This window comes from Lebetimonas sp. JS032, assembly GCF_000523315.1.
GTDB lineage: Bacteria > Campylobacterota > Campylobacteria > Campylobacterales > Nautiliaceae > Lebetimonas.
This window is the reverse complement of the sequence record NZ_ATHS01000001.1, coordinates 233,669-253,291: the sequence shown is the minus strand read 5'-3', so window position 1 is coordinate 253,291 and position 19,623 is coordinate 233,669. Positions and strand designations below refer to the sequence as shown.

General features: G+C 31.6%; 20 protein-coding genes and 2 other RNA genes. 17 read left to right on the top strand and 5 right to left on the bottom strand.

Going from position 1 to position 19,623, the window contains the following annotated elements:
- Positions 1 to 88: 88 nt before the first annotated feature.
- The 10 genes from DZ65_RS0101320 (at position 89) to mrdA (ending at position 8,127) form a co-directional block, all read left to right on the top strand.
- Positions 89 to 838, top strand: a complete 750-nt coding sequence (locus tag DZ65_RS0101320; protein ID WP_024790536.1) for a TatD family hydrolase — start codon at positions 89 to 91, stop codon at positions 836 to 838.
- Positions 835 to 2,169 carry a lytic transglycosylase domain-containing protein gene (locus DZ65_RS10295; RefSeq protein ID WP_024790535.1) on the top strand — a complete coding sequence of 445 codons (1,335 nt, stop codon included), beginning with the start codon at positions 835 to 837 and terminating at the stop codon, positions 2,167 to 2,169. The genes DZ65_RS0101320 and DZ65_RS10295 overlap by 4 nt, the downstream gene beginning before the upstream one ends.
- The gene (locus DZ65_RS11400; RefSeq protein ID WP_024790534.1) at positions 2,166 to 2,852 is read left to right on the top strand and encodes a septal ring lytic transglycosylase RlpA family protein; all 687 of its coding nucleotides are present in this window, start codon (positions 2,166 to 2,168) and stop codon (positions 2,850 to 2,852) included. The genes DZ65_RS10295 and DZ65_RS11400 overlap by 4 nt, the downstream gene beginning before the upstream one ends.
- A complete protein-coding gene (gene hisB, locus DZ65_RS0101305; protein ID WP_024786897.1) occupies positions 2,853 to 3,422 on the top strand; it encodes an imidazoleglycerol-phosphate dehydratase HisB in 570 nt (189 codons plus the stop codon). It abuts the gene before it with no gap.
- Positions 3,423 to 3,498: 76 nt separating this feature from the next.
- On the top strand, positions 3,499 to 3,996 hold the full coding sequence (locus tag DZ65_RS0101300; protein ID WP_024790533.1) for an HAD family hydrolase: 498 nt from the start codon (positions 3,499 to 3,501) through the stop codon (positions 3,994 to 3,996).
- Between the two features lie 44 nt (positions 3,997 to 4,040).
- Positions 4,041 to 4,481, top strand: coding sequence for a hypothetical protein (locus DZ65_RS0101295; protein WP_156920205.1), 441 nt, complete (start codon positions 4,041 to 4,043; stop codon positions 4,479 to 4,481).
- Positions 4,478 to 4,927, top strand: a complete 450-nt coding sequence (locus DZ65_RS0101290) for an LptA/OstA family protein (protein ID WP_024786894.1) — start codon at positions 4,478 to 4,480, stop codon at positions 4,925 to 4,927. The genes DZ65_RS0101295 and DZ65_RS0101290 overlap by 4 nt, the downstream gene beginning before the upstream one ends.
- Entirely contained in the window at positions 4,924 to 5,514 is a 591-nt protein-coding gene (yihA, locus tag DZ65_RS0101285; RefSeq protein WP_024790531.1) for a ribosome biogenesis GTP-binding protein YihA/YsxC, read from the top strand. Before DZ65_RS0101290 ends, yihA begins: the two co-directional genes overlap by 4 nt.
- Entirely contained in the window at positions 5,511 to 5,990 is a 480-nt protein-coding gene (locus tag DZ65_RS0101280; RefSeq protein WP_035906994.1) for an N-acetyltransferase, read from the top strand. Before yihA ends, DZ65_RS0101280 begins: the two co-directional genes overlap by 4 nt.
- A gap of 358 nt (positions 5,991 to 6,348) precedes the next feature.
- Positions 6,349 to 8,127, top strand: a complete 1,779-nt coding sequence (gene mrdA, locus DZ65_RS0101270) for a penicillin-binding protein 2 (RefSeq protein WP_024790530.1) — start codon at positions 6,349 to 6,351, stop codon at positions 8,125 to 8,127.
- A 59-nt stretch (positions 8,128 to 8,186) separates the two neighbouring features.
- Here mrdA and DZ65_RS0101265 read toward each other — a convergent pair whose 3' ends face one another.
- Both DZ65_RS0101265 and dnaG read right to left on the bottom strand, forming a co-directional pair.
- Positions 8,187 to 9,149: an argininosuccinate synthase domain-containing protein gene (locus tag DZ65_RS0101265; RefSeq protein WP_024790529.1), complete on the bottom strand. Its 963-nt coding sequence runs from the start codon at positions 9,147 to 9,149 to the stop codon at positions 8,187 to 8,189.
- The gene (gene dnaG / locus DZ65_RS0101260; protein ID WP_024790528.1) at positions 9,127 to 10,746 is read right to left on the bottom strand and encodes a DNA primase; all 1,620 of its coding nucleotides are present in this window, start codon (positions 10,744 to 10,746) and stop codon (positions 9,127 to 9,129) included. The genes DZ65_RS0101265 and dnaG overlap by 23 nt, the downstream gene beginning before the upstream one ends.
- Before the next feature lie 84 nt (positions 10,747 to 10,830).
- Here dnaG and DZ65_RS0101255 point away from each other — a divergent pair, with 84 nt between their 5' ends.
- A complete protein-coding gene (locus DZ65_RS0101255) occupies positions 10,831 to 11,772 on the top strand; it encodes a lipopolysaccharide assembly protein LapB (protein ID WP_024786887.1) in 942 nt (313 codons plus the stop codon).
- Here the strand turns inward: DZ65_RS0101255 and rnpB are convergent.
- From rnpB to trpA, 3 genes are all read right to left on the bottom strand, one after another.
- Positions 11,766 to 12,089: RNase P RNA component class A (gene rnpB, locus DZ65_RS10460), an RNA gene on the bottom strand. The genes DZ65_RS0101255 and rnpB overlap by 7 nt on opposite strands.
- 30 nt (positions 12,090 to 12,119) lie before the next feature.
- Positions 12,120 to 12,494: a transfer-messenger RNA gene (gene ssrA / locus DZ65_RS10520) on the bottom strand.
- A gap of 210 nt (positions 12,495 to 12,704) precedes the next feature.
- Positions 12,705 to 13,430: a tryptophan synthase subunit alpha gene (trpA, locus tag DZ65_RS0101245; RefSeq protein WP_024791115.1), complete on the bottom strand. Its 726-nt coding sequence runs from the start codon at positions 13,428 to 13,430 to the stop codon at positions 12,705 to 12,707.
- 49 nt (positions 13,431 to 13,479) lie between these two features.
- On the opposite strand from trpA, the gene panB reads away from it, so the two are divergent.
- The 6 genes from panB (at position 13,480) to dnaK (ending at position 19,536) form a co-directional block, all read left to right on the top strand.
- The gene (panB, locus tag DZ65_RS0101240; RefSeq protein WP_024789117.1) at positions 13,480 to 14,256 is read left to right on the top strand and encodes a 3-methyl-2-oxobutanoate hydroxymethyltransferase; all 777 of its coding nucleotides are present in this window, start codon (positions 13,480 to 13,482) and stop codon (positions 14,254 to 14,256) included.
- Positions 14,256 to 15,248 (top strand): Holliday junction branch migration DNA helicase RuvB, encoded by a 993-nt coding sequence (gene ruvB, locus DZ65_RS0101235; protein WP_024789116.1) that lies wholly within the window; start codon positions 14,256 to 14,258, stop codon positions 15,246 to 15,248. The genes panB and ruvB overlap by 1 nt, the downstream gene beginning before the upstream one ends.
- Before the next feature lie 8 nt (positions 15,249 to 15,256).
- Positions 15,257 to 16,258: an AI-2E family transporter gene (locus DZ65_RS0101230; protein WP_024789115.1), complete on the top strand. Its 1,002-nt coding sequence runs from the start codon at positions 15,257 to 15,259 to the stop codon at positions 16,256 to 16,258.
- A 99-nt stretch (positions 16,259 to 16,357) separates the two neighbouring features.
- Positions 16,358 to 17,110, top strand: a complete 753-nt coding sequence (locus tag DZ65_RS0101225; RefSeq protein ID WP_024789114.1) for a hypothetical protein — start codon at positions 16,358 to 16,360, stop codon at positions 17,108 to 17,110.
- On the top strand, positions 17,097 to 17,642 hold the full coding sequence (locus DZ65_RS0101220; RefSeq protein ID WP_035003027.1) for a nucleotide exchange factor GrpE: 546 nt from the start codon (positions 17,097 to 17,099) through the stop codon (positions 17,640 to 17,642). Before DZ65_RS0101225 ends, DZ65_RS0101220 begins: the two co-directional genes overlap by 14 nt.
- A gap of 10 nt (positions 17,643 to 17,652) precedes the next feature.
- Positions 17,653 to 19,536 (top strand): molecular chaperone DnaK, encoded by a 1,884-nt coding sequence (gene dnaK, locus DZ65_RS0101215; RefSeq protein ID WP_024789112.1) that lies wholly within the window; start codon positions 17,653 to 17,655, stop codon positions 19,534 to 19,536.
- The last annotated feature ends 87 nt before the right edge of the window (positions 19,537 to 19,623 follow it).

Genomic DNA, 19,623 nt, shown 5'->3' with positions numbered 1-19,623 from the left:
CCTTTTTTTGTACAATTATAGTTAAAAGTTACTATTCTTTACAACTATATATACTTTTTTATAAGATAATGTTACAAAAGGAAGCAGTATGATAATAGATACACATACTCATTTGGATAATGAAAAATTTATAAATGATATTGATGAAGTAATTAAAAGAGCAGAGGAAGCAGGGGTTAAAAAATTTATAATTCCGGCGGCAGATCCTAAAGATTTACCAAGGGCTGTTGATTTAGCCGAGAAATATTATGAAATTTATTTTGCCGTCGGGATACATCCTGTTGATATAGATAAATATGAAGAAAAACTGCTGCTTGAACATATAAATCATCCAAAATGCGTTGCGGTGGGGGAAATAGGACTTGATTATTATTGGGTAAAAGATGAACAGCAGCGTCTAAAACAAAGAGAAATGTTTCAGGCACAAATTGATATTGCAAAGGAATATGACAAACCTATAATTGTTCATGTAAGAGATGCAACAAGTGATACCCAAGAGATTATTGAAAATAACCCTGAAATAAAGGGGGTTTTTCACTGTTTTAACGCGGCTGAGCAGCTTTTAAGATTTTCTGATAGGTTTTATTACGGAATAGGCGGGGTTATTACATTTAAAAATGCTAAAAAACTTGTAAATGTGTTTCCAAAAATTCCAAAAGAAAAAGTGGTTATAGAAACAGATGCCCCATATCTCACACCTCATCCGTTTAGAGGTAAAAGAAACGAACCTATGTATACTGTTTATGTAAGGGATAAAATCAGTGAACTCTGGAATCTCAGTCCTGAAGAGGTTGAAAATATTACAACCAATAATGCTAAAAGGATTTTTAAATTATGAAAAAATTTTTAATTATTATAATAGCCGTTTTTTTGTATGGAGATTTATATACTAATAAAAATATTCAAATATTAAACAGTTTGGATATTGAAAACAGTTTTATAAACAATAAAAAATTAAATTATTTATATAAAATTTATTCAAAAAGGAAAAAAAGCTATTTTTTAAATCTTTTGGAAAACGGATATGATTATCTGCCTCTTATAAGAAATCAGATAATATCCTCCAAAATTCCAAAAGAGCTTATTTCTGTCGCATTTGCAGAAAGTTACTTGAATATAGACGCAAAGTCAAATAAAAGAGCCATAGGACTTTGGCAGTTTATGCCCGTTACCGCCAAAAGATTCGGACTCAGAATCAACGAATATGTCGATGAAAGAAAAGATGCTGTAAAATCCACAAAAGCGGCAATTAAATATTTGAAAAATTTGCATAAATTTTTTGGCAAATGGTATCTGGCCGTTATGGCTTATAATGCCGGGGAAGCCAGAATTGTAGAGGCCGTGGTAAGGGCAAAAGTGGATAAACTGTGTAAAAAACTGGGGAAAAAATGTAAAAGAGATAAAACAATTAAAAAATACAGAAAAATAATTAAAAATTATCAAAGACACGGAAGATATGCTTATGCCCCTCTTCATAAACTTTATTTGAAATTAAAAAAAGAGCCTTTAAGTCTGAACGGACTGTTAAAGTATCAAAGAGGTTTAAAAAGGCAGTATCTCCCTAAAGAAACAAGAAAATATATTTTAAAAATCCTGGCAATGTCTTTTTTGTTTAACAGTGATGAATTTATTAAATATTCGAATTCTTATCTTTTAAACAGCGGGGTAACGGCTTCGTGGGAAAAGGTTGAAGTGCCTCCCGGAACAAGCCTTATATATGTAAGCAGACTTTTACATGTTTCTTTAAAAGATTTAAGGGAACATAATTATCATCTGAATTATATTTTTACACCCCCTTATAAATATTATATTTATATTCCTTATGAAAAGCTTGCATATTTTAAGCTGCATTTTAATCCTAAAAAACATTTTTTTGTGTATAAAATAAAAAAAGGGGATACATTAGGTAAAATAGCAAAAAGATTTGATACTAAAATAAGACTTATCAGGGATTTTAATAAAATAGGAAAATTTTTGCATATAGGTCAGAAGCTTGTAATCCCTTTAAATTCCGTGTTTGTCAGTTATAAGGTTAAAAAAGGCGATTCTTTAAGAAAAATTGCCAGAAAATACGGCGTGAGTTTTAATAAAATTAAAAAAATTAACAATTTGAAATCTTCTTTAATAAGAATAGGAGAAGTGTTAAAAATTCCTCAGGAGTTTAAATGAAAAAAACAGTGTTTTTAATAGGGATAATTTTGCTTATTTTTACGGGTTGCAGCGAAAAAGAATATGAAACAGTGGTTTATCCGACACCCGGGGCTAAAAAGGCGACTCAAAAAGCTTATGCCGTAAACGGTAATGTTTATATTCCAAAAAAACATGTTCCAATCGGATGGACACAAACGGGGACAGCAAGCTGGTACGGACCTAATTTTCACGGAAAATATACAAGTGACGGTGAAATTTACAATATGTATGAATATAGCGCAGCCCATAAAACACTTCCTATGAACACAATGGTAAAAGTTACAAATTTAAACAACGGCAGAAGTGTAATTGTAAGGATAAACGACAGAGGCCCTTTCGTAAAAGGAAGAATTATAGATTTAAGTTATGCGGCAGCCAAAAAAATCGGAATAGATGCTACAGGAACCGCACCTGTAAGAGTGGAAGTTGTCGGTTTTAAAGGAAAAGATTATGTAAACGGATATATGATTCAAATCGGTGCTTTTCAAAGGTATGAGGGGGCTGAAATTACAGCTAAAAAATATAAAAATTTAGGTTATAATACGGTTATTAAAACTATAAACGGTTTAAACAAAGTTTTTATTACCGGATTTGAAAGTTACAACGAAGCCAAAAAATTTAAGCTTCAAAATAATATCAACGGATTTATTGTAGGAGATTAGATGACTGAAATAAAAAGAAAAACAAAAGAGACAAATATAGAAATCAGTGTTAACATAAACGGGAGCGGAAAATCTGAAATTTCCACGGGGATAGGTTTTTTTGACCATATGCTTGAAGCCTTCTCAAAACACAGCGGAATAGATATGAATATTTTCTGCGAAGGTGATATTTTTGTGGATTATCACCACAGTGTCGAAGATGTCGGAATTGTTTTAGGGCAGGCTTTAAATAAAGAAGTTTTTCCGATTAACAATATTGAAAGATTTTCAAATTCCGTGGCAATTCTTGATGAAGCCGCAGTTGAGGTTGCTATGGATATTTCAGGCAGACCTTATTTGGTTTATGAAATGCCAATAGACGGAGCAATAAAAGATTTTGATTTAGAACTTGTGGAAGAATTTTTTAAATCTTTGGTATTTAATTTTAAAATAAGTGCACATATAATTTATAAAAGAGGAACGAATAAACATCATATAGTCGAATCGGCTTTTAAAGCTTTTGCCCTGGCTCTTAGAAGGGCTCTTGAGTTTAGAGAAAGCGGAGTGCCTTCTACAAAAGGGGTTATATAAGTGAGTGGTGAGTTGTGAGTAGTGAGTAGTGAGTTGCCAAAAGCCAAGTTTAAAGTGAAAAATTAAAGGTAAATATATGATTGAATTGATAGTGCTTGATGTTGACGGGACTTTGACGGACGGGAAAATATATTACAGTGAAAGCGGGGATGAAATAAAGTCATTTAATACCAAAGACGGGTTGATGATAAAATCGTGGAACGCTTTGGGTAAAAAAAGTGCGATTATCACCGGCAGGGTTTCTAAAATTGTTGAAAGAAGGGCAAAAGAACTTGATATTACAATCGTAAGGCAGGGTATAAGAAATAAAGCGGATGAGCTTAAAAGAATAACAGATCATTTTGGAATAACATTGGATGAAGTGGCGGTTATAGGTGATGATATGAACGACTTTTCTATGTTAAAGCTTGTAAAAAGAACATTTGCCCCTTATGACGCTTCATCTTTTATTTATGAATATGTAAATTATCCTTTAAATAAAAAAGGCGGAGAAGGAGCCGTTGCGGAAATGATTGAAATTTTGTTAAAAGAAGAAAATTTATATAATAAATTTTTAGAATTATGGCAAAAATAATATTTTTTTTTCTTATATTATTTATAATGTTGTTTCCCGTTTTTATGTCTACGAAAACATATAAAAGTGTTAAACATAAAAACAATAATACACTGCCTTTAATCGAGGTTGCTAACGGAACATTTAAAAAATATAATTTTGTTTTGGAAATCAACGGAACTTTTAAAAAATTGAATATTTTTAAAAATTATTATGAATTCAATAACCTTTATGCCAATGATATAGTAAAACAAGAAAAATATTTTGCGAAATGGGCTTTAAAAAACAATAATGTTATTAAAGCTAAAAATGCGACTTATAAAAACAGTGATTATATCCTGCATTCCAAAAATGTAATTTATTATGAAGCAAAAAAAGCATTGAGTGGAAATGATTTTAATTTCACGTCCGGTAAAGCAAAAGGAAAAGGAAAATATTTTAAAATAGACAGAAATAAGAATATTTATGCTAAAAATATAATTTATTATATAAAGGTTAAAAAATGAAAAAATTAATAATTTTTTTAATGCTGGTTTTTTTACATGCGGATGATTTGAAAATTGTAAGCAAAACATTTAATTATTATCCTGATAAATTTTATTCGGATTTTAAAGGGGATGTAAACGCCACAAAAGGTATTGACAATATTTTGGCCGATGAAATAAAAGTTTATTTAAATAAAGACAAATCTTTAAAAGAATTAGTCGCTTTGGGGAGGGTTAAATTTATTTTGAATCTGGATAAAAACACCACTTATAAAGGATACTGCGATTATTTGGATTATAAAGTAAATTCCGGGGATATTATTTTAAAAGGTAATGCTTTTGTAAAGAAAACAGAAACTAATGAGAGCGTAAAAGGCGGATATATAAAATTGAATAAATTTTCAAAAAAAGCGGTTGTAAAAGGTGTAAACAAACCTGCGGTAATTATTATAAAGGTTAAAAAATGAAAGTGAAATTTTTAAAATCGGCCCCGAGTATAAAAGAGGCGATTGAGCCGAGTATGCTTGAAATAGCGCTTCTTGGGAGGAGTAATGTAGGCAAAAGCAGTTTTTTAAATGCTTTTTTAAACCAGAAAATAGCAAAAATATCTTCAACACCCGGAAAAACTCAGCTTATTAATTTTTTTGAAATTGAAGATGATGATAAAAAATTTATTTTAATTGATTTACCCGGATTCGGTTATGCAAAAGTTTCCAAATCGCTAAAAAAGGAGTGGGGTAAAAATCTGGATCAATTTTTAAAAAACAGATTTAATATAAAACTTTTTATCCATTTAAGGGACGCAAGACATCCGAATCTTGAAATAGATGAAAATGTAGATAATTATTTAAACTCATTTATAAGACCAGACCAGCAGATAATTACTGTTTTTACAAAAATAGACAAACTAAAACAAAGCGAAATTTCAAAACTTAAAAAAGATTATCCAAATGCTCTTTTGGTGTCCAATATAAAAAAAAGAGGGTTTGACAAAGTAAAAGAAAAAATTAATCAGATTTTATGGGGAAATTATAAAATGGAAAATGAAAAATGAAAAATGAAAAATTAAAAGATATTAAATTAGTAAAACCGAAGTTAAAAAATATAAAAGATATTCAGGAAGTTGTAAAAGAATATGTAGACGAGGGTATAATCTTAAAAAGAGATGATGACGAAGTTGCTACAAATATCCGTTCTTATGTTGTCGCTTACGATGGGAAAAAACCCGTAGGTGTAGGCGCACTTCATATTTTTTCCCCTTTTTTGGGGGAAATTCGTTCACTCGGGGTAAAAAAGAATTATCAGGGAAAAGGAATCGGTAAAGAAATAGTAAACACTTTATTAAAAGAAGCTAAAAGCTTAGGATTAAAAGAAGTTTTGGTGCTTACTTACAAAAAAGAATTTTTTGAAAAACTCGGTTTTGTGGAAATACCGAAAGAATCTATACCGGATAAAAAAATATGGGCGGATTGTATAAAATGCAAATTTTTTCCGAATTGCAACGAAACAGCACTTTTAACACATTTATAAAAATAATTTTAATATTTTTTATAAATTCTTTTAGTGCTCTTTTGCCTTTTTTTCCTATATTGATAGGATTTTTTTTATTTTGTGACGAATGGATTTTAGGAGTGGTTTATATAGGCTTTTTTTCAATTATTCATAATGTAAATATTTATTATTTATTATTTATTTATCTTTTTTTGAAGTTTTTTTTAGTAAATAAAATTATAGATTATATTAATCCTGAATATCAGGATGTTGTATTTGTCTTAATTGTGTATATTTTTTTATTTATCTATTTTGTTCAGTCTGTAAATATATATGTTTTGTTAATGTATATGCTGTTCAATTATTCATTTGATATTTTATTAATCAAGGTTTTTAAGTGCGAAGCAAAATCGTTATAACATTTATTTTTCTGTTTTTTTTAATTCTTATATACAGGATTTATGATTTAAGCATTCTTTCTTATTGCAAATATAATAAACTTGCAAAGGAAAACAAAGAAAAAACTATATTGCTGCCGCCTGTAAGGGGAATTATTTTTGACAGATTCAATAAGCCGGTAGCTTTTAATAAATTAAGATTCGATATTGCTTTAAAACCGCATTTAAAAGAAAATATATTAAAAGAAAAAATTGATTTTTTAAAACAGCTTGTTCCGGATATTAATGAAACAAAGCTTATTAAAACATATAAAATGTATGATTCTTTATATAATCACAAACCTGTGACGATTCTTGAATATATGGATGAAAACACTATTTATAAAATAGAGCCTTTTTTGTCAATAGACGAGGATTTTTATATTTTGCCAAGTTACTTAAGGGAATATCCGTATAAGGAAATTTTGGCTAATGTTTTGGGATATGTTTCCCGTGCAAATATTAACGATTTAAAAAACAACACTGTGATATCACTTACCCAAATCAGCGGTAAAAGAGGAGTGGAAAAATATTATGACAATATTTTGCAAGGAGAGGCGGGAGAAAAAAAAGTTATTGTAAACGCAAGAAACATAATATTAAAAACACTGAGTGTCAAAAAACCTGTTACTCATAATATTACTTTAAGTATAGATACAAATCTGCAAACGTTTATTTACAATTTATTAAAAAAAGAACATAAACGAGGTGCTGCGGTTGTGGTAATGAAAACAAACGGAGAAATTTTGGCACTTGTTTCATATCCTTCGTATGATGACAATCTTTTTGTAAAAGGCATAAGTGTAGATAAATGGAATAAACTTTTATTTGACATATATAATCCCCTTTTAAATAAACCCGTTAGCGGTCTTTATCCTCCGGGTTCCATTGTCAAACCCGCTGAAGGGTTAATTGCTGCCGCAAGCGGGAAATGGAATCCGTGGAAAAAAATAGAATGTCCCGGGTATATTGAAATAGGGGGAAGAAAATTCAGAGACTGGAAGCCTTCAGGCCATGGAAAAACAGATTTGATAAAAGCGATAAAAAGAAGTGTCGATACATATTATTATCAGCTCGGTTTAAAAATAGGAATAGACTATTTGTCCAAAAATCTTAAAAAAATGGGATTTGGCAAAAAAACGGGAATTGACTTGCCTAATGAAAAAACAGGTATTGTTCCAGATAAAAAATGGAAGGTAAATAAATATCACCAACCGTGGTTTATAGGGGAAACATTAAATGCTGTTATAGGGCAGGGATATTTTTTGGCCACTCCTTTGCAAGTTGCTGTAAATACCGCTTTGATTGCAAGTGGAAAATTGCCAAAACCTTTTTTGGTTGAAAAAATAGACAATAATATTAAAAAGCCGGTTTTAAAAGATGTTTTAAGTAAAAAAGAAAAAAGAAGTTTATGGATAATAAGAAAAGGAATGTGGGAAGTTTGTAATTCCCCGGGGGGAACAGCCACAAGACATATTCATACCCCTTTTCAAATAGCAGGGAAAACAGGTACGGCACAGGTTTATTCTATCCCCCAGGCTGTTAAAAAAAGAAAAAGAGAAGACGAACTTGCTTATTTTAAACGTTCTCATGCATGGCTGAGCACTTACGGACCTTACAGAAAACCGCAGTTTGTGGTAACAGTTTTAATAGAACACGGGGGGCACGGAGGCTCAGCTGCGGGAGATATTGTAAGTAAAATTTATACCTGGCTTTATAAAAAAGGATACATAAAATAGTGAGTGGTGAGTGGTGAGTAGTGAGTAGTGTAAAATGTAAAATGAAAAATTAATAAAAATCAAATTATATACTTAGAAAACTCTTTTTTATCTTTTTTTTCTCCAAGATATTTTTTGTTCCCTATTAATATTTCTCCTTTTTCAAATTTTGTATAACTTACCATCATATCACTTGCAAGCTGTTTTATATCCTGGGATGTGTTTTTTTGGATAAGACCGACAGGGCCAGGGAAATTATTGCATGTCATTATTTCGAACAAGTCTCCTTTGTAGTTTTTAAGTACAGGATTTTCGTCTTTGTTTCTTGATATAATTATTTTATATCCGTTTATGTTAAAATGTCTTCCTACTTTTAAAATATCTATTTCTTTTGAGCTAAATCCAAGACTGTTTTTTAAGTCAATAACTCTTTTTGAAAAATTTGCATCGGTAAGCAGGCATCCGCCGCCAGGAGATTCTATAAAATCCTCGATATTGTATTTTTTAGCAAGTTCAAGCTGCACTCTCCTTTCCCTGCCACTTATACCCAAAAGTTTTTCCCTCTCAACCCATCCTTTTATTTCAGCAATGGTAGGAGGCAGTAATTTTGCACTTAGCGGTCTTAAAATAAGCCCTTTTGCACCTGAAAGGTTTGTAACAGCATTCATTGCAGGAAGTCTCTGGCTCATAGGCCTTTGCCCAACCACTTCACCGTTTATTATAAATTTTGCATCTATTTTTTCCATAATATTTTTAGCAACTTTAATCATATTCGCATGGCAGTCGATACACGGGTTAAGATTTTTGCCATATCCGTATTTAGGGGAAAAAAGTATATTTTTGATATATTCGTCTTTTATGTCTTCAATATGTAATTTTACATTTAATTTTTCAGAAGCCCTTTTTAAAAATTCAATTTTTTCTTTGTTTGTTTCAAATCCTATATCAATATAAAGTGCTTCTACCGTAATGTTTTGTTTTTGAATAAGTTTTATAGCAAGGGCTGAATCAAGCCCCCCGCTAAAGAGTGCTATCGCTTTCAACAAGCTCTCCTTTTTTAAGTTGCTGAAGTTTTAAATTAAAAATTTTTAATTTATGCATTTTTTCATTTGGGGTTAAGTTTTTATCTGATTTTATTTTTAGAACTTTTTCCTGATAATAAGGAATTAAAAGTTTTCTGATTTGATTTTTTAACGCTTCGAAAGAAAGAATTTTAACTTCATCTCTTAAAACTATATCGAGCAAATCTGGATTTTTGAAATCTTCGGCATATACAAGCTGCAATTCATTTTTGTGGGTTTTAAAAACGTCTACGCTTAAATATTCAACAATTTCATCCATTATACCGGGGTTTTCATAGAGTGTTTTTATAATGCTTGCTTCTGCTATATCCAGTTTTTTATTTTGGTTTTCAGGTTTTTTGTTTGTTTTTATATAAAAAAGTCTCTGGTTTATTTGTAACAGCTGGGATGTTGTTAAGATAAAATCTTCTTTTAAAATTTCCGGTAATTTTATTATATATTCTTTTAATTCATTAAGACATTTTTGTTTTTGAACGGCATTTTTTATATCATATTTTTGTATAGTGTTTTCAATTATAAAATCTTTAAAATTTATACTTTTATTTATATAATTTTCTAAATTTTCGCCGTTTTTAACAATATCGGCAGGGTCTTTGCCCCCTTCAAGCAAAATAACCTTTCCCTCGAAAAATTCTCTATAAAGCATTTTGGCCGCTTTCAAAGCCGCATTAATTCCTGCACTGTCGCTGTCATATAAAATATTTGTTTTTGCATTTAATTTTTTTAAAATCGGAAGATGTTCCAAGGTAAGTGCCGTTCCAAGCGTTGCAACTGCATTTTCATATCCCGCCTGATGCAGCATTATCACATCCATATATCCTTCCACTATTATTATTTCTTTTTTTCTTAAAATATGTTCCCTTGCAAAATTAAGCCCGTAAAGTATTTTTGATTTGTTAAAAATTTTTGTGTTTGTAAAGTTTATATATTTTGCGGGATGATTTGTTATGGTTCTTCCCCCGAAAGCTATTATTTTATTGCTTGAAGAAAAAATGGGGAATGTTATTCTCTCAATCAGACGAGGATATTCGTTGTTTACAAGAACGCCAAGTTCATTTAAAGCCTTAAAATCTAATTTGGCGTTTTTAAAATATTTTATCTGTGTTGTTGAATCGGGTGCGAATCCGAGGGAAAATTTTTCTATGGTTGAATCTTTTAAGCCTCTTTCTTTTAGATATTCAAGAGCTGTTTTGTTTTTATATAAATTTGAAATGTAATAATTATTAACCGATTCTAAAATGTCAATTTTTATAAACGATTTTGATGATGTGTAATCAAGTTTAAAATTGTACATACTTGCAAGTTTTTCTATAGCTTCCGGATAAGAGAGTTTTTCCATATCCATTACGAATTTTATGGCATCGCCGCTTGCACCGCATCCGAAACAGTGGTATATCTGTTTGGCGGGACTTACTACGAATGAAGGGGTTTTTTCCGAATGAAAAGGACAAAGGGCTTTATAGTTGCTTCCTTCTTTTTTTAACTGGATATAATTTCCTATAACATCTACAATATCTATGATACTTTTTAAATTTTCTATCGATTCGTTTTTTATCATAATGGAATTATAATAAAATAATGTATAATTGAAGATAATTTTTAACTTTACATTTTTAATTTTTCATTTATTTAAGGATTAAATATGCGTGACCCTCTGTTTCAGATTATTTTATTTATAATAATTATACTTTTAAGCTCTCTAATAACTATAGCCATCGGAAGGTTTAGGGAATATTTAAAAGAACAGAAACTTCATAATTTTTTAAAAGATTTTGAATATTTGGAAATTGAAAATGTTAAACTTGATTATTCTTCTGTTGAAGCGCTTATTTTGCTTGCCCGTGCTTATAAAAAAGAGGGGGATTATGAAAAAGCGTTAAAAATTTATCTGTGGATAAATAAAAATGTAAAAAGTGTTGAAATATTAAAAGAAATAACAGCTCTTTATGTAAAAGCCGGTTTTTTGGAAAAAGCAAAAACCGTTGCATATCAGATTCTTCAAATCAGGCCAAGGGATAAAGAAACGCTTAAAACTCTTTTAATAATAGACGAAAAACTCGGCAATTATAAAGAAACGGTAGATATTATAGAAATATTTGAAGAACTTGGTGTCAATCTGGAAAAAGAAAAAGCAAACGCAGTTTTGAATTATCTTAAACTTGGAAGCTGTAAAGAATTTTGCAAAGAATTTAAAAATATAGATGATGTTTATAAAAAATATCCTTTTATTAAAAGGGAATATATTTCATATTTATTACAAACAAATCCTAAAAAAGCCTATGAATTAATTGATGATAAAGAGATTTATAATTTTTTTGATTTAATTTTTTACAGGAGTGATATACCAAAAAAATTTAAAGAAAACGGTAAATGGAAAATTACTGAATTTACACCTTTTGAAATTAAAGTTTTAAATTATCTTCCAAAAGATTTTGCCACTTTGGAATTTGAGTATGTTTGTAAAAACTGTAAAAAAACTTTTCCTCTTTATTCCAAAAGATGTCCCAACTGTAATGAACTTTTCAGTGAAGAAGTTATATTTAATTTAACCGAGCAAAGAAATCTTAAGAATATAGAGCTTTAGGCATACCTGTAAGCCGGGTTCTGTTTTGGAGGCTATTTATCTTTGCGCACACTTTGCAGTGCCGCTTGAGCGAAGGGTAAATATGCAAGGCTTTACCATCCCTTCTTGCTGCGGAGTGGGTTTACCGGCGGAATGTATTGCTACATTCCCGGTGAGCTCTTACCTCACCTTTTCACCCTTGCCTGTGGGATTAACCCCATCGGCGGTTTGATTTCTGTGGCACTTTCCCTCGCCTTTCGGCGGCAGCCTGTTAGGCTGACTCCTGCCTTGCCGCAGCCCGGACTTTCCTCCTTTTGGGCAGCCTCCCGGTATGCCAGCTCCATCAAAAATCCAAGAACTTGAACTTTTGGTGGAGCTGTGGGGAATCGAACCCCAGTCCGCCAGTAGAGTACCCCAAGCGCCTACACGCTTAGTTTATTGGTTTTACTTCTTTCCAAGGCCCAACAAACAAAGCCTTTTTGGAAAGAGGGATGCTAAAGTTTCGAAATAAAGGCCGCATCCGAAGCCTTTATTTCTATCCACACTTTACTCTTCGTCCGAGGCTGTGGCAAACCTCACCGGACGAAGGCGCCCGAATTAATGATTAGGCAGCAGCTCTTGCTACTGCTGGGCTATAATTTGTGTTATTTACTGCGTTTATTTTTAATGAGCCGTTTTAGTGCTTACTCAGGCACGCGTGCAGCTTAGGGCTTTCTACCCACGTCGAAATCCGTGTCAGCCCCAGTAAAAATAAGTTATAAGTTAAAAGTGTAAAGTTAAAAATATATTATAAAACATTTCATTTTGCACTTTAATTTTTCATTTTCAACTTACATTTACTGCGGCTGACAGTAAAATTATATCAATTTTTCCTTAAAAAATCAAGTCCTTTTTAAGAAAAGTTTAAGTTTTAATTTAATAAAAGTATTATAACTAAAAAGTAAGACAAACGCTCAGGAATTAATTATTTCTTTTATATTTTTTGCCGTTTTTGAAATGTTTTTTATTTTTTCACTGTTTTTAAGCGAATCGTCTAAAAGAATTTTTATAAAAGCGCTTCCTACAATTACCCCGTCAACGCCTTTTGCTTTTTCTTTGGCTGTTTTTTCATTAACACCGAACCCTATAAATAAAGGGGTTGAAGTGATGTTTTTTATGTATTCAATAATTTCTTTTAAATCTTCCTGTTTTGCGGCACCTGTAATTCCGGCATATGCCACGAGATATATAAATTCTTTTGGGTTTTTAAGAATTTTTTTGATTCTTTCTTTAGAATCGGTTGGTGCCACAAAGGAAATTAAAGGGAATTTACTCTCATAATATTGTGCTTCTTCGAACGGCAGGTCCGGAATGATAAAACCTTTGATATTTGCCTCTTTTGCTTTTTTTACCATAAAATCATAACCTTTATGATAAAAATTATTAAAATATCCCATCCAATAGGTATCTATTTTATTTCCTGTTTTTTCACCTACTTCAAACAAATCGTCCATTTTAAAACCGTTTTCCAATGCCCTTTTATCAGCTTCCTGAATTATTGGACCGTCAGCTACGGGGTCTGAAAAGGGAATGCCGAGTTCAATTCCATCCACCCCGTTTTCTTTTAAAGAGTTTATTAAATCAATGGTGAAATTTTTATCCGGATAAGCGCAGGTTATATATGCTATGAGTTTTTTCATTCTTTTCCTTTGTGATATAATTATATGAAATTATATCAAAAGGCAGGTAATGAAAAATACTATTTCAAAATTACAAAAAAAAGAAAAACTTACTATGATTACCGCTTATGATGCTCTTTTTGCAAAAATTTTTGATGATATTGCAGATATTATTTTGGTGGGAGACAGTTTAAATATGTCTTTTATGGGAGAAAACGATACATTGACAGCTACAATGGAGCAGATGATATATCATACCAAAGCCGTGTGCAACGGGGCAAAAAAAGCTTTTATTGTATGCGATATGCCATTTGGAAGTTATTCTACACCCAATAAAGCGCTTGAAAACGCAATAAGGGTTTATAAAGAGACAAAAGCGGATGCCGTTAAACTTGAAGGTGGAGCTGAAAAAGCGGATACCGTTAAATTATTGACAAATAACGCCATAGCTGTGGTGGGGCATATAGGTTTAATGCCTCAGTTTAGCAGAAGTGAAGGTGGGTATAAAGTAAAGGGAAAAGACGAAATTTCCCGCCAAAAGCTGCTTGAAGATGCCAAAGCAATAGAAGAGGCTGGTGCGGTTATGCTTGTAATCGAAGGAGTAAAAGAAGAAGTCGCAAAAGAAATAACTGAGATAATAAAAATTCCTACAATTGGAATAGGCGCAGGGAGATATACGACCGGCCAGGTTTTAGTCTGGTCTGATATGCTTGGATTTTTTGAAAGCTTTAAACCTAAATTTGTAAGACGTTATTTAAACGGGGCTGAGATGGTTAGAGTTGCTGTCAAAAAATATGTAGATGATGTTAAAAATTCCAGATTTCCGGGCGTTGAAGAGATTTATTAATGAGAATAGTCGAAATAGAAAAAGTAAGTTTTGAAGAAACATACGAAAAATCATTAAGACCTAAAAATTTTGATGAATATATAGGTCAGGAACAGATTAAAAAAAATTTAAAAGTTTTTATTGAAGCGGCTAAAAAAAGAAGCGAAACGGTTGATCATATTCTTTTTTTCGGCCCTCCCGGACTTGGTAAAACAACTTTGGCCAATATTATTGCAAACGAAATGAATTCGAGTATTAAAACAATAGCCGCTCCAATGCTTGAAAAAAGTGGAGATTTGGCGGCAATTTTAACTAATCTTGAAGACGGTGACATTCTGTTTATAGATGAAATTCACAGATTAAAATCTACAATCGAAGAAGTTTTATATTCAGCCATGGAAGATTTCAGGCTTGATATTGTAATAGGAAGCGGACCTGCGGCTCAAAGCATTAAAATTGATGTCGCAAAATTTACTCTTATCGGGGCCACTACAAGAGCCGGAATGCTGAGTAATCCTTTAAGGGACAGGTTTGGAATGAGCTTCAGACTTAATTTTTACAATGTTGAAGAATTAAGCCTTATTGTTAAACTTGCAAGTAAAAAACTGAATATCGGTATAAATAACGATGCCGCAGTTGAAATAGCCAAACGTTCGCGGGGAACCCCGAGAATTGCCTTAAGGCTGCTTAAAAGGGTAAGAGATTTTGCCGAAGTGGAAAATAAAAAAACAATAGATAAAAATATTGCCGATTTTGCACTTGACGCTTTGGGAATTAACGAATACGGATTTGACGAACTTGATATCAGATTTTTAAGTTTGCTGGCCGAGGCTAAAAAACCTCTGGGACTTTCAACTATCTCTGCGGCTTTAAGTGAAGATGCGGATACAATAGAAGAGGTAATTGAACCTTTTTTAATTGCAAACGGATTTATAGAAAAAACGCCAAAAGGCAGAATTGCAACAAGAAAAACATATGAAATTTTAAATTTTACGCCTTGCAGTCTATTTTAGGGGGAAAAATGAAAATTTTGGGAATTCTTACATTAATTATAGGTTATTTTGTATATCTCACATATAAACCGTATTTACTTGATATTGCAATAGCTTCTCTTATGGCTGTGGCTTTTGGAAAAGTTATATATTTTATTTCATTAAAAATTAAAAATAAATATTTAGTAAGTACAATAGTTACATTTATTTTTGCTTTTTTGATTTTCGGGCCTATTTTATATTTTATTTTCAAAGCGGGAAGTGTTATAACCCAAATAGATATAAATGAAATAAAAGATATTTTGACTAAAGCTCAGAATCTTATTCATTATCTTCCATCATTTATGCAAGATGAAGTAAAAACTTATATTAATCCGGAGCATATTACTCAAATTTATAATACCATTATGCCTTTTGTAGGAACAATTACAGCAAAAAGCGCCGTGTTTTTAAAAGATGCGTTTTTGATAGTTATATTTTTCTTTTTTGCCGTTTTATACGGAAAAGAAACACTTTTGTTTTTACAAAAGATAATACCTCTTGAAAATGAAAAGCTTGAAAAAATATTTTTCGGAACAAGCGAAGTTATGAGTATAGTTTTTTATTCCACTGTTTTAACGGCATTATTAGAGGGTGTATTGTTCGGATTTATTGTAAGTATATACGGGCTTAACTTTATATTTTTTACAGTTATGTATGCTTTTGCATCACTTATTCCTGTTGTAGGCGGTATTTTGATGTGGGGGCCTGTAAGTTTATATTTATATGCTCAGGGAAACAGTGAGGGAGCGTTAATAGTTGCAATATATTCTGTGGCTATGATTTCCGTTATAGCGGATACATTTATAAAACCGATAATTATAGATAATGTAAAAAAATTGTTTAAAGGGGAATTTGAAGTAAATTCACTCCTTATATTCTTTTCTATTCTTGCCGGGCTTTCATCTTTCGGGCTTTGGGGCATCATAATAGGACCTGCCGTAACCGCGATGTTTTTGTCAATAATTAGATTTTATGAGAAAATTGAGTAAAATAGACTAAATTTTCCTAAATATTTTATATAAAAAACTTGACAATATAAAATTTATTTTGTATAATAATACTGTCAATTAAACATAAAGAGTGACAAAATGAAAAATAAGGTTGAGTTAGTTTTAGAGGAGTTAATAAAAAATTATTTAAAAGAGGAATCTCCAATAAGCTCAACTAAACTGAAAGAAAAAGCAAATTTGCCTTTTTCAGCTTCTAGTATAAGAAGCTATTTGCAGAAATTAAAAGAATCAGGATTGATAGAAAAAGAGCATTTGGCAAGCGGTTCCAAACCTTCCCAAAAAGCCTTAAAAGCTTTTTGGAGAGAATATTTTGAGGAATTTGATCCGGATTTTAACAAGCTGGAAGAAAAAATAGAGTTTAATAATCTTTATTTTACGGCTAAGATCTTTGAAAATGAGTTGCTAAAAAAGGTTTATAAATATCATAAATTTATAATTCTTGAATTTGAAAAAAACGAACTGATATTTAAATATGATGAAAATATCTTTAATTTTTTAAAATCACTTGAGGGTGTATATATCACTCAGATTGAATCATATTTGTATCATTTAAATTTAACTGAATTAATTAAAAAAATTGATTCTGTATATGAATATTTATGTTATAATCAAAAAAGATTATTTGAATTTTCTCAAATAATTGATATTAAACCTTTTATAAATTTCGAATTTGAAAAAATTCGAAAAGGTTTAAATTTTATGAACAGCATACTTATATATAAAGATTTGAAAAAAGTTGAAGACAAATGGTATGAATATATATTGATAGGCGATATATATTCAAATTTTTTGAACCTGTTCAGTGAAGGAGGGGCTGATGAACAAAAATGAAAAGTTAAAAATGGAAAATGAAAAAAATAATCAAAAAAACCAAGAACAAAATGAAAAGCAGCAAATTGATGTGGAAGCTTTGAGAAAAGAAAATGAAGAATTAAAGCAAAAGCTCGATGAAGCACTCAGGGCTTATGCAAAATGTGAAAACGATAAAAAAATCATTAAAAAAGAAACAGATGCACTGATAGAATATGCATATGAAAAATTTGCAAAAGATTTACTGCCGGTAGTTGATTCGCTCGAGCTTGCAATTGTTCATGCCGGTGATATAGAAAATAAAGAAGAAGCTTTCGATAAACTTGTCGAAGGCGTGGAGCTAACACTTAAAAAAATGCTTGATACATTTAAAAACCACGGAATAGAGCCTGTTGAGCATGATGAATTTAATCCTGAAATTCATCAGGCGATTCAGCATGTTCAAAGTGAAGAGCATGAAGACGGTGCAATAGTGGATATTTATCAAAAAGGTTATAAATTAAAAGACAGACTTATAAGACCATCAATGGTTACAATAAATAAAAAATCTTAAGGAGGGAAAAATGGCAAAAGTAATAGGAATAGATTTAGGTACAACAAACTCAGCAATGGCATACTATGACGGAAAAGATGCAAAAATTATACCAAATAAAGAAGGTAGAAACACAACCCCATCAGTAGTGGCTTTTACAGACAAAGGCGAAGTGTTGGTGGGTGAACCTGCCAAAAGACAGGCAATTACAAATCCGGAAAGAACCATTTATTCAGTAAAAAGAATTATGGGTATGATGTGTAATGAGCCAAAAGCCCAGGAAGCTAAAAAACACGTTCAATATAAAATTGTGGATAAAAACGGAGCTTGTGCGGTGGAAGTGGACGGAAAAGTATATACTCCGCAAGAAATTAGTGCAAAAATTTTAATGAAACTTAAAAAAGACGCAGAAGAATTCTTTGGAGAAGAAGTAACAGAAGCTGTAATTACAGTACCTGCATACTTTAATGACTCACAAAGAAAAGCGACTCAAGAAGCTGGAAAAATTGCAGGACTTAATGTGTTGAGAATTATCAACGAACCTACAGCTGCGGCGCTTGCCTATGGACTTGACAAAAAAGGTGAAGAAAAAATTCTTGTATATGACCTTGGAGGGGGTACATTTGACGTAACAGTGCTTGAAATCGGCGATGGCACATTCCAGGTACTTTCAACAGACGGTAACGCATTTTTGGGTGGTGATGATTTTGACCAAAGAATTATGGAATGGTTGATTAGCGAATTTAAAGCAGAGAGCGGAATTGATTTAAGCAATGATAAAATGGCTCTTCAAAGGTTAAAAGATGCAGCGGAAAATGCTAAAAAAGAATTATCAAGTAAAGAAGAAACTGAAATAAATTTACCGTTTATTACAGCAGATCAGACAGGGCCAAAACATTTGGTTAAAAAACTGACAAGAGCAAAATTTGAAGCGATGATTGACGATTTGTTGGCTGAAACATTAAAACATATTGATACTGCGTTAAACGATGCAGGACTCAGCAAAAACGAAATCAATGAAATTGTAATGGTTGGAGGAAGTACAAGAATTCCAAAAGTCCAACAACTGGTAAGCGAATATTTTAACGGTAAAAAACTTAATAAATCTGTAAACCCTGATGAAGTGGTTGCACTTGGTGCGGCAATTCAGGGAGGAGTTCTTAAAGGCGAAGTAAAAGATGTATTGTTACTTGACGTTACACCGTTAAGTCTTGGTATTGAAACACTCGGTGGGGTAATGACAAAAATTATTGAAAAAGGTACAACAATACCTGTTAGAAAATCACAAATTTTCAGCACAGCTGAAGATAACCAGACAGCGGTTACTATTCATGTATTGCAAGGTGAGGCAGAACTTGCAAAAGACAATAAATCACTTGGACAATTCAATCTTGAAGGAATTCCGCCAGCACCAAGAGGTGTGCCGCAAATAGAAGTTACATTTGATATAGACGCAAACGGTGTATTGAATGTTAGCGCAAAAGACAAAACAAGCGGAAAAGAACAAAAAATTACAATTACAGGAAGTTCAACTTTAAATGAAGAAGAAATTCAAAGAATGATTAGAGAAGCTGAAGAAGCAAATAAAAAAGAAAAAGCAAGAATTGAAGCTATAAAAGCAAGAAATGAACTTGACGCTGTTGCATATCAGGCTGAAAAATTCATAAAAGACAATAAAGATAAACTTGGTGACATAAGTGCACTTGAAGCTAAAATCAAAGAAGCAAAAGAACTTATTCAGGCACAAAGCGAAGACAAAGCAAAAATTGACAGCTTAAAAGCTGAGCTTGAAGCCCAGTTGCAAAAAGCGGCTCAGAATATGGCGGCAAGCGGACAGGCTCAAGGTGGAGCACAACAGAATCAACAACAAAATAAAGGCGGGGACGACGACGTAATAGATGCAGAGGTTGAATAATCCTCTGCTTTTTTTATTTTAAAATTAAGTGTCTGTCACTGTAATTAGTATATATTTTTTATTATTTAATATAAAAAGCATAATTTA

Coding starts and splice junctions, on each gene's coding strand:
- DZ65_RS0101320 (WP_024790536.1), top strand. CDS start 89: ATGATAATAGATACACATACTCATTTGGATAATGAAAAATTTATAAAT.
- DZ65_RS10295 (WP_024790535.1), top strand. CDS start 835: ATGAAAAAATTTTTAATTATTATAATAGCCGTTTTTTTGTATGGAGAT.
- DZ65_RS11400 (WP_024790534.1), top strand. CDS start 2,166: ATGAAAAAAACAGTGTTTTTAATAGGGATAATTTTGCTTATTTTTACG.
- hisB (WP_024786897.1), top strand. CDS start 2,853: ATGACTGAAATAAAAAGAAAAACAAAAGAGACAAATATAGAAATCAGT.
- DZ65_RS0101300 (WP_024790533.1), top strand. CDS start 3,499: ATGATTGAATTGATAGTGCTTGATGTTGACGGGACTTTGACGGACGGG.
- DZ65_RS0101295 (WP_156920205.1), top strand. CDS start 4,041: ATGTCTACGAAAACATATAAAAGTGTTAAACATAAAAACAATAATACA.
- DZ65_RS0101290 (WP_024786894.1), top strand. CDS start 4,478: ATGAAAAAATTAATAATTTTTTTAATGCTGGTTTTTTTACATGCGGAT.
- yihA (WP_024790531.1), top strand. CDS start 4,924: ATGAAAGTGAAATTTTTAAAATCGGCCCCGAGTATAAAAGAGGCGATT.
- DZ65_RS0101280 (WP_035906994.1), top strand. CDS start 5,511: ATGAAAAATGAAAAATTAAAAGATATTAAATTAGTAAAACCGAAGTTA.
- dnaG (WP_024790528.1), bottom strand. CDS start 10,746: ATGATAAAAAACGAATCGATAGAAAATTTAAAAAGTATCATAGATATT.
- DZ65_RS0101255 (WP_024786887.1), top strand. CDS start 10,831: ATGCGTGACCCTCTGTTTCAGATTATTTTATTTATAATAATTATACTT.
- trpA (WP_024791115.1), bottom strand. CDS start 13,430: ATGAAAAAACTCATAGCATATATAACCTGCGCTTATCCGGATAAAAAT.
- panB (WP_024789117.1), top strand. CDS start 13,480: ATGAAAAATACTATTTCAAAATTACAAAAAAAAGAAAAACTTACTATG.
- ruvB (WP_024789116.1), top strand. CDS start 14,256: ATGAGAATAGTCGAAATAGAAAAAGTAAGTTTTGAAGAAACATACGAA.
- DZ65_RS0101230 (WP_024789115.1), top strand. CDS start 15,257: ATGAAAATTTTGGGAATTCTTACATTAATTATAGGTTATTTTGTATAT.
- DZ65_RS0101225 (WP_024789114.1), top strand. CDS start 16,358: ATGAAAAATAAGGTTGAGTTAGTTTTAGAGGAGTTAATAAAAAATTAT.
- DZ65_RS0101220 (WP_035003027.1), top strand. CDS start 17,097: ATGAACAAAAATGAAAAGTTAAAAATGGAAAATGAAAAAAATAATCAA.
- dnaK (WP_024789112.1), top strand. CDS start 17,653: ATGGCAAAAGTAATAGGAATAGATTTAGGTACAACAAACTCAGCAATG.